This is a genomic window from Streptomyces roseoverticillatus (assembly GCF_000719265.1).
Taxonomy (GTDB): Bacteria; Actinomycetota; Actinomycetes; order Streptomycetales; family Streptomycetaceae; genus Streptomyces; species Streptomyces roseoverticillatus.
In genome coordinates this window covers 68,180-83,507 of the sequence record NZ_JOFL01000016.1, presented here as the reverse complement: position 1 = coordinate 83,507, position 15,328 = coordinate 68,180, and the positions used below count along the sequence as shown (strand labels likewise).

General features: G+C 74.9%; 9 protein-coding genes. 4 read left to right on the top strand and 5 right to left on the bottom strand.

All coding sequences use genetic code 11. The features are described from left to right. Positions 1-2: 2 nt before the first annotated feature. From IF61_RS33430 to IF61_RS0119460, 5 genes are read right to left on the bottom strand one after another with little or no spacing between them, the layout of a single operon-like run. On the bottom strand, positions 3-6,848 hold the full coding sequence (locus IF61_RS33430; RefSeq protein ID WP_030367730.1) for a type I polyketide synthase: 6,846 nt from the start codon (positions 6,846-6,848) through the stop codon (positions 3-5). 11 nt (positions 6,849-6,859) lie between these two features. Beyond that, entirely contained in the window at positions 6,860-8,476 is a 1,617-nt protein-coding gene (locus tag IF61_RS0119475; RefSeq protein ID WP_245684558.1) for a D-alanine--poly(phosphoribitol) ligase, read from the bottom strand. A 19-nt stretch (positions 8,477-8,495) separates the two neighbouring features. Continuing rightward, positions 8,496-10,349, bottom strand: coding sequence for an aminotransferase class I/II-fold pyridoxal phosphate-dependent enzyme (locus IF61_RS0119470; protein ID WP_030367728.1), 1,854 nt, complete (start codon positions 10,347-10,349; stop codon positions 8,496-8,498). Beyond that, the gene (locus IF61_RS0119465) at positions 10,346-10,609 is read right to left on the bottom strand and encodes an acyl carrier protein (RefSeq protein ID WP_030367727.1); all 264 of its coding nucleotides are present in this window, start codon (positions 10,607-10,609) and stop codon (positions 10,346-10,348) included. Before IF61_RS0119465 ends, IF61_RS0119470 begins: the two co-directional genes overlap by 4 nt. 14 nt (positions 10,610-10,623) lie before the next feature. Then, the gene (locus IF61_RS0119460; protein WP_030367726.1) at positions 10,624-11,619 is read right to left on the bottom strand and encodes a beta-ketoacyl-ACP synthase III; all 996 of its coding nucleotides are present in this window, start codon (positions 11,617-11,619) and stop codon (positions 10,624-10,626) included. Between the two features lie 263 nt (positions 11,620-11,882). Here IF61_RS0119460 and IF61_RS0119455 point away from each other — a divergent pair, with 263 nt between their 5' ends. From IF61_RS0119455 to IF61_RS0119440, 4 genes are all read left to right on the top strand, one after another. Beyond that, on the top strand, positions 11,883-12,128 hold the full coding sequence (locus IF61_RS0119455) for an acyl carrier protein (protein ID WP_030367725.1): 246 nt from the start codon (positions 11,883-11,885) through the stop codon (positions 12,126-12,128). A 59-nt stretch (positions 12,129-12,187) separates the two neighbouring features. After that, positions 12,188-13,405: a beta-ketoacyl-[acyl-carrier-protein] synthase family protein gene (locus IF61_RS0119450; protein ID WP_030367724.1), complete on the top strand. Its 1,218-nt coding sequence runs from the start codon at positions 12,188-12,190 to the stop codon at positions 13,403-13,405. 231 nt (positions 13,406-13,636) lie between these two features. Next, a complete protein-coding gene (locus tag IF61_RS0119445) occupies positions 13,637-14,527 on the top strand; it encodes a DUF6206 family protein (RefSeq protein WP_030367723.1) in 891 nt (296 codons plus the stop codon). Then, the gene (locus IF61_RS0119440) at positions 14,514-15,323 is read left to right on the top strand and encodes a 4'-phosphopantetheinyl transferase family protein (protein WP_043189818.1); all 810 of its coding nucleotides are present in this window, start codon (positions 14,514-14,516) and stop codon (positions 15,321-15,323) included. Before IF61_RS0119445 ends, IF61_RS0119440 begins: the two co-directional genes overlap by 14 nt. Positions 15,324-15,328: the final 5 nt, after the last annotated feature.

The window sequence follows — 15,328 nt, the reverse complement described above, 5'->3', positions numbered from 1 at the left end:
GATCACACCAGAAGGTCGAGGGAGTTTTCGAGGTCGGTCTCGCCGTGGTCGACGTTGATGAAGAAGCGCAGCCGGCACTTGTCGCGCTCGACCGCCGGATAGCCGATGGGCATGACGTTGACGCCCTGCTCCAGCAGGGAGTTCGACAGCGCCATCGTCTTCTCCCAGTCACCGGTGATGACCGGGATCACCGCGGACGCCCGCGACACTCCGATGTCCAGGCCGCGCTCCCGGGCCCCGGCGCGGAAGAAGTCCGACAGCTCGCGCAGCCGGGCCACGCGCTGCGGCTCCTTGCGCACGACCCGGATCGCCTCCAGGGCCGCCGCCGCGTTCGCGGGCGAGATGCCGGTGCTGAAGATGTGCAGGGGAGCGGTGAAGCGGAGGTACTCGACGATCGGCTCGCGGGCCGCGATGTAGCCGCCGAGGCTGCCGAGCGCCTTGCTGAGGGTGCCCATCCACAGGTCCACGTCGGCCCGGTCGACGGGGAAGTGCTCGCCGATGCCGCGCCCGGTCGCCCCGAGCACGCCCACCGAGTGCGCCTCGTCGATCATCAGCATGGCGCCGTGGCGCTGCTTGACCTCGATGAACCGCGGCAGGTCGGGGATGTCGCCGTCCTGGCTGTACGCGCCCTCGATCACCACCAGCGCCCGCCGGTGCCGGCCGCGCAGCGCGGTGAGGATCCGGTCCAGGGCCTCCCAGTCGTTGTGCGGGAACGGCCGCCGCCGCGCGCCCGACAGGACGCAGCCGCGCACGGTGGAGTCGTGGCTCCACTCGTCGTGGACGATCAGGTCCTCCGGCCCGAAGAGGTGCCCCACGGTGGCCACGTTGGTGGCGTGGCCGCCCGCGAAGACGATCGCCGCCTCCGTGCCGAGGAACGAGGCGATCTCGGCGTCGAGCTCGTGGTGCAGCGGGGTCTCGCCGAACAGCAGCGGGGTCGCCGACGCCGACGTGCCGTACTGGTCGATGGCCTCCTTGGCGGCCTGGCGCACCTGCGGATGGCCCGACAGCGCCAGGTAGTTGAAGGCGGCGAAGTTGACGACCTTGCGGCCGCCGATCGTCGCCTCGGCCGAGTTGAAGCCCTCGTGCGAGCGGCCGTACGGGTTGGAGCCGCCCGACCGGGCCTGCCGCAGCCGCCCCTGGAGCTCGGCGTACTCGGCCCACTCCTCGAACGCGTACTCCTGCTTCACCGCCGGCCGCGCGGGCTGCGGCACCGGGGCCGGAACGGCCGGCGCCGGGGTGGGGGCGGGGGCGGCAGGCGGTACGGATCCGCCGCCGTCGGCCAGCCGGTCCACCAGGTCCCGTACCGTCGGGTCCTCGGGAAGGTCACGGTGCAATTCGTCCATCCGATCGGGGAATTGGGCGGCGATGCTGCGCTGCAGATCGGTCCGCATCAGCGAGTCGAACCCCAGGTCCACGCCGAGCCGGGCGTACGGCGGGATCTGCTCGGCGGGGAAGCCGCAGATCCGCGCGATGTGGCCGAGGACGCTGCCCTCGACGGCCGGGCCGGCCGCCGCGGGGGCGTACGGCTCCTGGGGCGCGGCAGCGGGCGCGGCGGGACCCGTCACGGCGGGGCGCCGCGCACGGCTCGCGGCCGGGGCCGTGAACCAGTACGACTCCCGCTCGAAGACCGCGTGCGGCACCGGGACGTGCCGCGGCGGGTCCCCGCCGTCGAGCGCGCCCCAGTCCACGGCGCCGCCCGCGCAGTGCAGCCGGCCCAGGGACTGCAGGAGCGACTCCCACGCGTCGCCGCCGCGCCGCAGCGACGGCAGCCACAGCGGCACCGGGCCGTCCGCCGCACCGGGCTCGGCCGCCGTCATCGAGCGGCCCAGGTTGAGCAGCGTCGGGTGCGGACCGATCTCCACGAACGCGTCGCAGCCGAGCCGGCGCAGGGTCGCGAACCCGTCGGCGAAGCGCACGGTGCCGAGCAGGTGCGCCCGCCAGTAGTCGCCGTCCGGGCGGCCGGTGAGCTCGCCCGTGGCGTCAGAGACCCAGGGGACGGCGGGCTCCGCGAAGGAGATCCGGCCCGCGGCCTCCCGCAGCGGGTCCGCCGCGCCCGCCATCAGCGGCGAGTGGAAGGCGTGCGAGACGACCAGCGGCCGCACCGTCAGGCCGCGCCCGCGCAGGGCGTCGCCCGCCGCGGCGATCTCCGCGGCCGCGCCCGACAGCGCCAGGTGGTCACCGGTGTTGACCGCCGCGACCGCGACCGAGGCGAACTCCCCGGCCACCTCGCGGACCGTGTCCGGGTCGCCGACGCACGCGATCATCGCGCCCTCGCCCGGCTGCTCGTCCATCAGCCGGCCGCGCTCCGCCGCCAGCACCAGCGCGTCCTCCAGGGACACCGCCCCGGCGACGGCCGCCGCGGCGATCGCGCCGGCGCTGTGCCCCAGCACGGCCGCCGGGCGCACGCCCAGCGACGTCCACACCTCGGCCAGCGCGGCCTCCAGGGCGACCAGCGCCGCCTGGCAGTACCGCGTCCCGCGCAGCAGCCCGGCGCCCTCCTCGTCGAAGAGCAGGCGGGTCAGCGGAACGCCGAGCAGCGGCTGCAGGACGGCGCCGGCCCGGTCGAGCGTGCGCGTGAACGCCTCGTGCGTGCCGTACAACTCCTTGGCCATGCCCGTGTACTGGGTGCCCTGGCCGCCGAAGAGGAACGCCACCTTCGGTTCGGGCCGGCCCAGCACGTGTCCCCGCACGGCCGCCGTCGAGGGCCGGTCGCGGACCAGGTTGTCCAGCGCGGCGTCCAGGTCCGCGGCCGACGCGCCGGTGACGACCGCGCGGTGGGCGAGGTGCGCCCGCCCCGTGTTCGCCGAGTGGCACACCTCCCGCAGATCCGCGTCCGGACGGGCCGCGAGGTGCGTGCGGTACTGGAGGGCCAGCGCGGCCAGGGCGGTGGGCGTGTGCCCCGACAGGCACAGGGCGTGCCGCGGGCGCCGGACCGCGGGTGCGGGGGCGGGCGGCAGGTCCGGCGCGGCCTCCAGGACGACGTGCGCGTTCGCGCCGCCGAACCCGAAGGAGCTCACCCCGGCCCGCGCCGTGTCCCGCACGGGCAGCGGACGGCGCTCCGTGGCCACCTCCAGCCCCGCCCCCTCCCGGTCCAGGCCCCGGTTGGGCGTCGACAAGTGCAGCGACGGCGGCACCTGGCGGTACTTGGCGACCAGCGCCGCCTTGATGAGCCCCGCGATCCCCGCGGCCGCCTCCAGGTGACCGATGTTCGTCTTCACCGAACCCACCAGGCACGGCTCCTCCGCGGCCCGCCCCTGCCCGTACACGCCCGCCAGCGCCTCCCACTCGACCGGGTCGCCCAGCGCCGTGCCCGTGCCGTGCGCCTCCACGTAGCCCACCGCGGGAGCCGTGAGGCCCGACCGCTCCAGGGCCCGCGCCATCACCGCCCGCTGCGCCGAACCCTTCGGCGCCGTCAGACCGTTGCTGCGCCCGCCGTGGCCCACCGCCGAACCGCGGATCACCGCGTGCACGCGGTCGCCGTCGGCCAGCGCCGCCGACAGCGGCTTGAGGTACACCAGGCCCACGCCCTCGCCGCGCACGTAGCCGTCCGCCGCGTCGTCGAACGTCCGGCAGCGCCCGGCCGCGGACAGCATGCCGCCCTGCGTGAACGCCACCGACAGCCCCGGCGTGATCAGGAGGTTCACCCCGCCGGCCAGCGCCGTGCGGCACTCGCCGGCGCGCAGGCTCTGGCAGGCCATGTGCACGGCGGCGAGCGACGACGAGCACGCCGTGTCCACGGCGAGGCTCGGCCCGGCCAGGTCGAAGTGGTACGAGAGCCGGTTCGCCGCCACCGACTGGGCGTTGCCGGTCGCCGAATAGACGTCGACCGCCTCCAGGTGCGGCATCTGCAGCTCGGCGTAGTCGTGGCTGCTGATGCCCACGAAGACGCCGGTCTCGCTGCCCGCCAGGCGCGCGGGGGTGACGTGGGCGTCCTCGAAGGTCTGCCACGCCACCTCCAGCAGCAGCCGCTGCTGCGGGTCCATGCGCTCCGCCTCGCGCGCCGAGATCCCGAAGAACCGGGCGTCGAAGGCGTCGACCCGGTCCAGGAAGCCGCCGTGCCGCGGCGCCTCCACGAGCTCGGGGTCCCAGCGGTCGCGCGGCACCTCGCCGACGGCGTCGCGGCCGTCCAGCAGGAGCCGCCAGTAGCTGTCCACGTCGGGGGCGCCCGGGAAGCGGCAGCCCATGCCGACGATCGCGACGGGCTCACCGGCCGCCTGAGCGGTGGGGGAGGACGCGGGTTGCGGTTGCGCCTCCGCGCCGAGGCGGGCGGCCACCGCGCGGACGGACGGGTGCTCGAAGACCAGGCCCGCGGGCAGCTCTTGGCCCAGCCAGTCGCCGAGTTCAGCGGCGACGGCCACGGCCTGCCGGGAATCGAGCCCGAGGGAGGCGAAGGGCAGGTCCCGGTCGACCGCCGAAGCACGCAGCCCGAGCCGCTCGGCGATCCGGGCCGCCAGCCAGGCTTCGACGGCGGCGGGACCGGGTACGCGGCGGGGCGCGCCGGCGGGTGCACCGGAGAGGGCGCCGTCGTCGGGCGCGTCCGCGAAGGTGCCGTCACCGGCCCGGGCAGCGGTCCCGCTTCCGTGGGCCCCGTCCAGAGCGGTGCCCGCGCGGTGCCGGTCCGTGGCTGTGTTCGCGCCGGCCCCGTCCGCGATTGTGCCCGCGCTGTGCCCGTCCACGGCCGTGCTCCGGCCGTGCCGGCCCGCGGCCATGCTCGTGCCGGCTCCGTCCACGGCCGTGCCCTCGCCGGCCCCGTCCACGGCGGCGCCCCTGCCGTGCCCCTCCGCAGCCTCCTCCGCCTCGTCCCTCTCTGCGGCCCTGCTCTCGCCGGGGCCGCCCTCGTCGGGCAGCAGCTCCACCAGCGTCCCCACCTGCGGCCGCACCAGCAGTTCGCCGACCGGCAGGCGTACGCCGAACTCGCGCTCCAGCGCGCCCACGGCGTCCAGGAGCCCGGCGTAGTCCAGACCGAGTCCGGCGAATCCGCGGCCGGCGACCTCGTCCGCGCCGGTCGCCCCGCGCAGCACGCGCGTGACCGCCTCCGCGGCCTGCTCGCGGCCCGGCCGGGCGCCGGCCGTGGTGGAGAGGCCCGCGTCGTCGCGGACCACGCTCGCCGCCACCACGGACAGCTCCAGGCCCGTCAGAGCCGCCCGGCACGCCTGCCGCTGGATCTTGCCGCTGGTGGTCTTCGGCACCGTCGATCGTTTGAGGAGGACGACGGTGTGCGGCGCGACCTGGTGCTCCTCGGCGATCGCGGTCCGCAGCGCGGCCAGCGCGGCCGCCGGGTCGCCGCTGCCGAACTCGTAGGCCAGTGCGAGCTGTTCGCCCTGCTCCGTGGCGATGCCGAACGCGGCGCCGCTGCCGGGGCGGACGGCGCCGGTCGCCTTCTCCGCGGTGAGTTCGATGTCGTGCGGGTAGTGGTTGCGGCCCTGCACGATGACGACGTCCTTGGTGCGGCCGACCACGTAGAGCTGCCCGTCGCGCAGGAAGCCCAGGTCGCCGGTGCGCAGATACGGGGTGGCGTCCTCGCCGGCGATGCGGGCGCCGAACACCTCGTCGGTGGCTTCGGGACGGCCCCAGTAGCCACCGGCGACGTTCGGCCCCGCCACCCAGATTTCGCCGACACGGCCCTCGTCCGCCCGCCGGCGGCTCTCCGCGTCGACGACGGCGACCTCGACGTCCGGCACGGGGGCGCCGCAGCCGACCACCCGGGTCACCCGCTCCGCGCCGTCCGCGGCGGGCCGCGCCTCGCCGCGGGCGAGGGCCTCGGCGTCGAAGGAGCCGAGGGCGGGCGGCTCGCAGGCGCCGATGCCGGTGACCATCAGGGTGCCCTCGGCCAGGCCGTAGCAGGGCAGCAGGGCCCGCCGGTCGAAGCCGCAGGGGGCGAAGCGGCCGGCGAAGCGCTCCAGCGTTCCGGCCCGTACGGGTTCGGCGCCGTTGAGGGCGAGCCGCCAGTGCCGCAGGTCGAGGGCGTCGCGCTGCTCGTCGGTGATGCGGCGCAGGCACTGCTCGAAGCCGAAGTTGGGCGCGACGCTGGTCGAGGCCCGGGTCCGCGACAGCGTGTCGAGCCACAGCAGCGGCCGCCGGACGAACGTCGCGGGCGCCATCAGGTGGGCGGGGAAGCCGCCGTAGAGCGGGGTGAGGATGCCGCCGATGAGCCCCATGTCGTGGTACGGGGGCAGCCAGGAGACCATCCCGGAGTCCTCGTCGTGCTCCAGGCGCAGGTGGATCGAGCGCAGGTTGCGGACGAGGTTGGTGTGGGTGACCATGACGCCCTTGGGGTCGGCCGTCGACCCCGAGGTGTACTGCAGGAAGGCGAGCGAGCCGCCGTCCGTGCCCGGCTCGTGCCAGGCCTCGGCGTCCGTGGGCCCGAGGTCGGCGGCCGTCAGCCACGTGAGCCCGGCCAGGCCGAGCGCGGAGATCTCCTCCGGCTTGGCGCGGGCCGCGTCGCGGACGTCGGCGGTGGTGTAGGCGTGCGTGGCCCCGGAGTCCCGTGCGATGGCGGCGAGCCGGGGCATGGTCTGGCCGAAGCGCGCGCTGTCCGGCGGGTAGGCGGGCACGGCGACCGCGCCGGCGTACAGGCAGCCGAAGAAGGCCGCGATGTAGTCCAGGCCCGGCGGGTGGAGCAGCAGGACGGGCTTGCCGCTCAGGTTCTCGCGCAGCAGCCGCCCCGCGACGGTGCGGGCGCGCAGGTCCAGTTCCCCGTAGGTCCACGACTCGCTCGCGTCGTCGGCACCGGGGAGAAAGCGGTAGGCGAGCGCGTCCGGCGTGCGGTCCGCGCGGTGTCGGAGCAGCGCGGCCACGGTCTCCGGTTCGCCGCCCGGCCAGGGCTTCCCGATCGGTCCTCGACTCAAGATGGTCTCCGTCATTTGCCGGCAGCGCCTGCGGGCTCTGCGGTGGGCTGTGCCGCCTCGTGGTCAAGGCGCCGGTAGTCGGTCTTGCCGTTGGCGTTGTGCGGGAGCCGGTCCAGGCAGGTCGCCGTGTGCGGCAGCATGTAGCGGGGCAGGAGGCGGGCGCAGTGCTGCTTGAGCCGGACCAGGCCGGGCTTCGCGGCGCCGGGGCGCAGCGTGTAGTAGAGGGCGATACGCCCGGAGGAGCTCTCCTGCGGGTCGGCCTTCACCACGACCGCGGCCTCGGCGACGGCGGGGTGGGTGAGCACCGCGGCCTCGATCTCGCCGAGTTCGACGCGGTAGCCGCTGAGCTTGACCATGCGGTCCTTGCGGCCGCGGTAGACGAGCTGCCCGTCCTCGTAGCTGACGAGGTCGCCGGTGGGGTGGCGGCCCTGGCAGTGGAAGGCGGCGGCGGGCTCGTCGGGGCGCCGCCAGTAGCCGGGGGTCACGCAGTCGCCCTCGACGACGAGTTCGCCGATGGCGCCGGGCACGTGGACGGCCCGGCCGTCCACGACGACGCTCACGCGGGCGCCTGTGATCGGCGCCCCGATGGGCACCGGCGTGTCGCGCAGCAGGTCTTCGGGGCGCACCCGGTGGTAGGTGCAGACGTTGGTCTCGGTCGGCCCGTAGAGGTTGTACAGGGCGGTGCCGGCGGGCAGCCGGTCCGCGAGGGCGCGCAGCTGCGGGACGGGGAAGACCTCGCCGGCGAAGAGGACGTAGCGCAGGCTCCGGGTGACGGCGGGGGTGAGCGCGCCGGATGCGGTGAGGAGGTGCAGCACGGAGGGCACCGAGTACCAGACGGTGACCCCGTGTTCCTGGATGCCCGCGGCCAGTGCGGTGACGTCGCGGGCGGCGGCGTCCGGCACGATCCACACCGCGGCGCCGGCCGACAGGGCGACGAAGAGGTCGAAGGTGCTGAGGTCGAAGTTGAACGACGCGTGGTTGGCGAAGACGTCGCCGGGTCCCACGTCGAGCTCGGTGCGGGCCCAGCCCACGAAGTTGGCCAGGTTCCGGTGGGAGATCCGGACGCCTTTGGGCACGCCGGTCGACCCCGAGGTGTAGAGGATCGCCGCCAGGTCGGAGGGCTGCAGCGCGGGCAGGATCGTCACCCGCCCGGCCCGGACCCGCGCGAAGTCGTCCCAGGAGCGGACGGGTACGCCACGGACGTCACCTTCCGGTGCCTCGCCCGTGGTGACGATCGCCTCCAGGGAGGCGGGCAGCGCACGGCCCGCGAGCCGCTCCAGCCGGTGGCGGTCGGTGAAGAGCACGACCGGCTCGGCGTCCTGGAGGATGGTCTCCACCCGGCCCGCCGGCTGCCCGCCGTCCAGGGGGACGTACGCGCAGCCCGCCTGGACCGCGGCCACGATCGCCTCGGCGTAGCGCGGCTGCTTGTCCGTCCAGATCGCGACCCGGTCGCCGGCCCGGACCCCGAGGTCGAGGAGCCGGCAGGTGAGTGCGTCGACGGCAGCGGTGAACTCGCCGTAGGTGTGGGGGTGTTCGCCGGTGAAGGCGGGCCGTCCGGCCTGCCCGGCGGGGAAGTCCCGCCGCAGCTGGATCACGCCGGCGCCGAGGGCGCCCATGGTGGTGTGCATGGTGTGTGCACTTCCTCGCTCACTCGGATCGCGGCAGGACGCCGGTCTCCGTCGCTGACTCGATGAAGATCCCGGTCGCGAGCTCCAGGTCCTGCGGCGTGTGCTCGCAGGTGACGCTGACCCGCAGGCGGGCGTCGCCGAGCGGTACGCCCGGGTAGACCACGGTCTGGCAGAACAGGCCGCGCGCCCGCACGGCGCGGCCCATCTCCATGGCCTTGCGCTCGTCCCCGATGACGATGGGGAGGATGGCGCTCTCGGTGCGCTCCAGGTCGAAGCCGGCCTTGCGGAGCCCGTCCCGGAGCGTGGTGATGTTGGCCCACAGCCGCCCCAGGCGCCCGGGCTCGGTCTCGATGACGTCGAGCGAGGCGATCAGCCCGGCCGCGACCCCGGCGGGGATGTTGGCGGCGAAGACGTACGAGTTCGAGTAGTACCGCAGGTACTCGACGACCTCCTCCTCGCCGACGACGAAGCCGCCCATGCCGGCGAGGGCCTTGCTCATGGTGCCCAGTTCCAGGTCGACCTCGCCCTTGAGCCCGAAGTGCTCGGCCGTGCCCGAGCCGCGCGCGCCGAGGACGCCGGTCGCGTGCGCGTCGTCGATCAGCACGCGGGCGCCGTACGCCTTGGCCAGCCGCACGATCTCCGGCAGGTCGCAGACGTCGCCGTGCATGCTGAACACGCCGTCGGCGACGATCAGCGTGCCGCCGCCCGTGCCCTGCTCCGCGCCGCGGCGCAGCACCTGCTCCAGGTCCCGCATGTCGTTGTGCCGGTAGATCCGGCGGATGCCGCCCGACAGCCGGCCGCCGTCGACGATGCTCATGTGGTTGAGCTTGTCGACGACGAGCGTGTCGTAGCTCTTGACCAGGCCCGAGATGGCGCCGAGGTTCGCCGCGTAGCCGCCGGGGTAGACGATCGCGGCCGGGCGCCCCTTGAAGGCGGCCAGGCGCCGCTCCAGCTCCTTGTGCAGCATGTTGGTGCCGCCGATGAAGCGGGAGCCGGTGTGCGTGGCGCCGTAGGTGCGGGTCGCGTCGCACACGGCGTCGACGACGCGAGGGTGGTTGGCGAGGCCCAGGTAGTTGTTGGAGGCGAACATGAGGAACTCGCGCTCGCGGCCCTCCAGTTCGTCGTAGATGACGGCCCGGTTCTCGCAGCGGGAGACCAGCGGCATGCCGTACCAGTAGAGCCGCTCCTCCTCGCGCCCGCGCCGGTACGCCCCGAAGCCGCGGGCCTTGGCGAAGAGGTCGGGGTCGCGCTGCTCGGTGAAGTCCTTCATCGAGCGGTCGTCCCAGGCGCCGTCCCCGGCCGCCGCGGGCCGTCCCGCCCGCCCGGCCTCCGGTGCGAGCAGCGCGGCGAGCTCGGCGGCCAGGCCGCGCAGGGTCTTCGCGGTGACGGTGCCCACGACGGTCTCCGGCAGGCCCAGCTCCTGCGCGGCCTCGGCGACCAGCGAGGTGAGGATGACGGAGTCGATGCCGAGCTCGCTCTCGAAGTCGGCGTCGAGGGCGAGCTGGCCGCGCTGGTACTGCGTCTGCCGCACGGCCCCGGCGATCACCGCCTCCAGGACGGCGTCCGCGCCCTCCGGCCCGGCCGGGGCCGCCGGCTGCGCCGTCCCGGAGGGCAGGCCCAGCGCGCCCTCCACGCGGGCGACGAGCTCGCGGATCGTCGTGACGTCGCCGGGCAGCCGCTCCGCGATGCCGAACTCCTCGCCGACCGACACCAGGATCGACTCCAGGATCACCGAGTCGATGCCGAGGTCCCCCTCGAAGTGGCTGTCGGGCAGCAACTGGGCCTCGTCGTAGAGGGTCCGCTCCGCGACGATCCCCACGACCTTCCGGTGGATGCGCACGGTGTCCTGCGGGCCGTCCATGAGGTGGGTCATGCGGAGGCCGTCCCTTCGCCTGTCTGCAGCCGGCCGACCAGGTCCGAGATCGCGTTGACGGAACGGAAGTTCGCCAGGGAGATCTGCCGCAGCGGGATGGTGATCCGGAACTCCTGCTGCAGGTAGTGGACCAGGTCGAAGACGCCCGCCGAGTCGATGATGTTCAGCTCGTCGATGGGGGTGTCCGGCTCCAGCCCGTCGGCGTCGCCGTCCATCCAGACCTCGACGATGTAGTCGGTGATCAGTTTCTGAGGGGTCATCGCTTTCCTTGCCGTCAGTCGCGGTCGAGGGCGGGCCAGGTGAGCACCGTCGCCCCCCAGGTCAGGCCGCCGCCGAAGGCGGTCAGCAGCAGCCGGGCCCCGGGCCGCAGCGTCCCCTCGGCGTGGGCGTGGTCGAGGGCCAGGGGAATGGAGGCCGCGGCCGTGTTGCCGACCTCGGCGATGTTGCCGGCGCAGCGCTCCTGCGGAACGCCCAGCTCATCGGCCAGGCGGGCGGTGATTCTGTGGTTGGCCTGGTGGCTGACGAGGCGGTCGACGTCCGCGACCCGCCACCCGGCGCGGTCGAGGACGGTGCGCGCCGAGGCGCTCATGCGCTGCACGGCGAGCCGGAACACCTGCTTGCCCTGCATCCGGAAGTAGTGGTCCGCCGCGCTCGGCGCGTGCGGGCGCCGCTCGGAGCCGCCGGCCGGCACCGTGATCAGCTCCAGGCCCTCGCCGTCGCTGCCCAGGTCGAACGGGCCGAGCGCGCCGGCCTCGCCCTCCGTGCCGGGCCGCAGGACCAGCGCACCGGCCCCGTCCCCGAAGATCACCGCGGTGGAGCGGTCGGCCGGGTCCAGGATCCGGGAGAACGTCTCCGCGCCGATCACCAGGGCCCCTTCGGAGGCGCCGAGCGCGATCAGCCCCGCCGCGGTCGCGAGGGCGTAGACGAAGCCGGAGCACACCGCGGCGACGTCGTACGCCGCGACGCTGCCGAGGCCCAGCTTGGCCGCCACGGTGGGCGCCGTCGCCGGGCACGGCCGGTCCGGTGTCGTCGTCGCCACGACGAGCGTGTCGACGGGCCGGCCGCCCGCGGACTTCAGCGCCTTCGCGCCGGCCCCTGCCGCCAGGTCGGAGGTGGCCATGGAGTCCGGGGCGAAGTAGCGCTGCCGGATGCCCGTACGGGTCCGGATCCACTCGTCGGAGGTGTCCAGCGCGGCCACCAGCTCCGCGTTGGTCACGGGCACCGGCGGCAGCGCGCTGCCCACGCCGGCCACCACGGCCGCCCGCGTCACCGGGCACCGCCGAGGGGCCGGCACCCGTGCCCGGCACGCCGTGCGTTTCCTGCATTCCCGAAAGGTGTGCGAACCACGAGAGCGCTCCTCCACTGCGGACGGCTCCGGCGTGCCGAGTCTGCTCACCCGGGCTGACCGGACGCTGACGGATGGCTGACCCGCCGCGGGGTCAGGCATCGGTCAGCCCGCCGTCAGCGCGGCCGTCCAGACTGACCGGCACACCGCGCCGGACGGCGTGCACGCACACGAAAGGCGGACGCACCATGAGCCCTGTCTACGACAAGCTGGTGGACCTGCTGGTCGACCGCTTCGCGGTGGACCGCGGCACCATCGGCCCGGACGTGACCTTCGAGGAACTGGAGATGGACTCCCTGTTCCTCGTGGAACTCCTCCTGGTCATCGAGTCCGAGTTCCAGGTGAAGGTCGGCGAGGAGGCCGCCGCGCCGACCGACACCATCGCCACCGTGGTGAAGGTGATCACGGACGAGATCGCGGCCACGGCGCCGTGAGCGCCACGAGCGCCACGAGCGCCGCGGGTGCCACGGGCACCGCGCGGGCCGCGCGCCCCGTGGCCCCCGTCGCCGTCACCGGCCTCGGCCTCGTCACCGCGGCCGGCATCGGCACCGAGGCGACCTGGGACGGGGTGTGCGCGGGCGTCTCCGCGGCCGCCCGCAACCCCGCCCTCGACGGACTCCCGGTCGACATCTCCTGCACCGTCCCCGGCCTGGACCCCGCCCGGCACGTCGGCCGCCGCAGCGTCCTGATGCACGACCGCTTCACCCAGCTCGCGATCGTCGCCGCCCGCGAGGCCGTCGCCGACGCCGGGCTCGACCCGCGGCGGTGGGACGGCGCGCGCGTCGGCGTCGTCGTCGGCTGCGGCCTCGGCGGCGTGAGCACCTGGGAGGAACAGCACCGCCGGATGCTCGAACACGGCCCCGGCAAGGTGTCCGCGCTCCTCGTCCCGATGCTGGTGCCCAACATGGCCGCCGGCAACCTCGCCATCGACCTCGGCGCCACCGGCCCCAACTTCGTCACCGCCACGGCCTGTTCCTCCGGCGCCACGGCCATCGGCACCGCGGCCCAGCTGCTCCGCGAGGACGCCTGCGACATCGTCGTCGCCGGCGGCACGGAAGCCGGCATCAGCCCCCTGATGGTCACCGGCTTCGCCCGGATGGGCGCGCTCTCCCGCAGGCTCGACGAACCCGCCGCCGCCTCCCGGCCCTTCGACGTCGGCCGCGACGGCTTCGTCATCGGCGAGGGCAGCGGCATCCTCGTCCTGGAGCGGGAGGCCGACGCCCGCGCCCGCGGCGCCCGCGTGCGCTCGCTCCTCGCGGGCTACGGGGCCTCCGCCGACGCCCACCACCTCACCGCGCCCGAACCCGAGGGCAGGGCCGTCCTCGCGGCCGTCCGCGCCGCGCTCCGCCAGGCGGACGCGGCGCCCGGCGACATCGGCCACGTCAACGCCCACGGCACCTCGACCCGCCTCAACGACGCCGTCGAGGCCGCGACCCTGCGCCGGGCCCTCGGCGACGGCGCGGCGGTCACGTCGGCCAAGGGCGTCCTCGGGCACACGCTCGGCGCGGCGGGCGCGATCGAGGCCGCGCTGACCGTCCTCGCCGTCGAGCGGTCGCTCGTGCCGCCCACGGCCAACCTCGAACGGCTGGACCCGGATGTCGGGCTCGACGTCGTCGCGGGCGAGCCGCGCAAGGTGTCCTTCGACGCGGCGCTCTCCACTTCGTTCGGATTCGGGGGGCAGAACGCGGCCCTCGTCTTTCGAGCGGCGTAGTCGGTTCCGGTCGCTCCGGATTCCGCCGGACCCTCGCCGCGGTGGCGGCTCGCCGTGGCGGCGGGAGCATTGCTGCTGCCGCAGCGGGCGATTTCCCTCCGCCGCAACGGCGATCGGCCACGACGCGGCGGACCGGCGGTGCCGGACCCGGCCGCAGCCCGGTGAGCACCCACCCCGTGCCGGGGCAGGCCCCGGCCCTTCCCTCTCGTAGAGGAAAAGGTGACGACGCCAATGACACTGACCGTCCCGGAGGACGACCTCCGGGAACTCGAACAGCAGGTCCGTCGCGCGCTCGCCGCAGGCGACCCCCGCGGGCTGACCGTCCTCGGCTACGGCGAGGTCACCCTCGTCCTCGCCCTGGAGACCGGCCGCGGCGCCTTCGCGTGCAAGCGGCTCCCCGTCTTCGACGGCCGCAAGCGCTACGAGGCCTACGGGCACACCCTCGACCAGTACACCGGCCGCCTGTCCGCGGCCGGCGTCCACGTCGCCGAGACGCGCCTGTGGGACACCGCACTGCCCTCCGGGAAGACGGTCGGCTACTGCGTGCAGGAGGCCCTGCCCGGCAAGCGGCTCGTCTCCCGCCTCCTGCACAGCGAGGGCCGGGACTGGGCCGAGGACTTCTTCGCCCGCTTCCTCGACACCGTGCACGGCGCCGTCTCCCCGTCCCTGGGCCTGGACGCCCAGGCCTCCAACTGGATCGACCTCGACGGGGACCTCGTCTACCTCGACGTCACCTCGCCCCTCATGCGCGACGCCCGCGGCCGAGAACTCCTCGACGTCCGGCTGTTCTTCACCTCACTGCCGTGGGTCCTGCGCGACGCCGTCCGCATCGCCATGGCCAAGTCCATCTTCGACAAGTTCTACACACCGCGCGGCGTCGTCCTCGACTTCCTCGGCAACCTCCACAAGGAGAAGCTGGCCGCCCTCGTCCCCGGCTTCCTCGAACAGGCCAACGCCCGCATCACGCCGGCGCTCACCGCCGGGGAGGTCGCCAAGTACTACAAGGGCGACGCCGCGATGTGGGAGCTCATCCAGGGGCTGCGCAAGGCCGACCGGGCCTGGCACCTCAAGGTCCGCCACCGCCCCTACCCCTTCCTGCTGCCGCCCGATGTCGACCGCTGACGCCCTCCTCCCGGCCCCGCCGCGCCCCCGCGCCGGCCGGCTCGCCGGCGAGACGCTGACCCTCGACCCCGCCCGGCCGCTGCACCTCGCGCCGCTGGACGGCCGGCTCACCGCGGCCGTCGTCTCCATCGCCTGGCTGCGCGCGCGGGGCGACGCCGTCCGGGCCGCGCTCGAAGCCCGGCACCTGACCGACGACGAGGCCGAGCACGCCGCGGGCCTGCACCTGCCCAAGCGGCGCTACGAATGGCTCGCCGGCCGCCTCGCCGTCAAGCACGCCGTCCTCGCCCACGGCCGGCGGCAGGGGCGCCGGACCGGCCGCACCCGCGACATCCGCGTGGGCGCCGTCGCGCACGGGCCGCGCGCCGGCCGGCCCGTCGTCAACGCCCCCGTCGACGTGGGCCTCTCGCACTCCGGGGACTTCGCCGTCGCCGTGTGCGGGCCGCGCCCCGTCGGCGTCGACCTGGAGCACGAGCGCCGCATGCCGCCCATGCTCACCGACATGCTGACCGCCGACGACCACCGGGCCGCGGCCCACGCCGACCCCGACCGCCGCCGACTCGCCACCATGCCCCTGCCACTGCGCTGGGCCTGCAAGGAGGCCGTGCTCAAGCACTACGGATTCGGGCTGCGCGTCGACCCCCGCGAGGTCGCCCTGCACACCTGGCGCCACGACCACGCCTTCACGTGGCGGCCCGGCCCCGGACTCCTGCGCCACGCCCCCTCGGCGGGCGACGGCCCGCTGCACGGCTGGGCCCGGCGCATCGACGGATACTTCCTCGCCCTGGTATGGACGTGATGAGC

Excerpts from the sequence above, each read along its gene's own strand:
- IF61_RS0119475 (WP_245684558.1), bottom strand. The coding sequence starts at position 8,476 with ATGCACACCACCATGGGCGCCCTCGGCGCCGGCGTGATCCAGCTGCGG.
- IF61_RS0119465 (WP_030367727.1), bottom strand. The coding sequence starts at position 10,609 with ATGACCCCTCAGAAACTGATCACCGACTACATCGTCGAGGTCTGGATG.
- IF61_RS0119440 (WP_043189818.1), top strand. The coding sequence starts at position 14,514 with ATGTCGACCGCTGACGCCCTCCTCCCGGCCCCGCCGCGCCCCCGCGCC.
- IF61_RS0119455 (WP_030367725.1), top strand. The coding sequence starts at position 11,883 with ATGAGCCCTGTCTACGACAAGCTGGTGGACCTGCTGGTCGACCGCTTC.
- IF61_RS0119470 (WP_030367728.1), bottom strand. The coding sequence starts at position 10,349 with ATGACCCACCTCATGGACGGCCCGCAGGACACCGTGCGCATCCACCGG.
- IF61_RS0119445 (WP_030367723.1), top strand. The coding sequence starts at position 13,637 with ATGACACTGACCGTCCCGGAGGACGACCTCCGGGAACTCGAACAGCAG.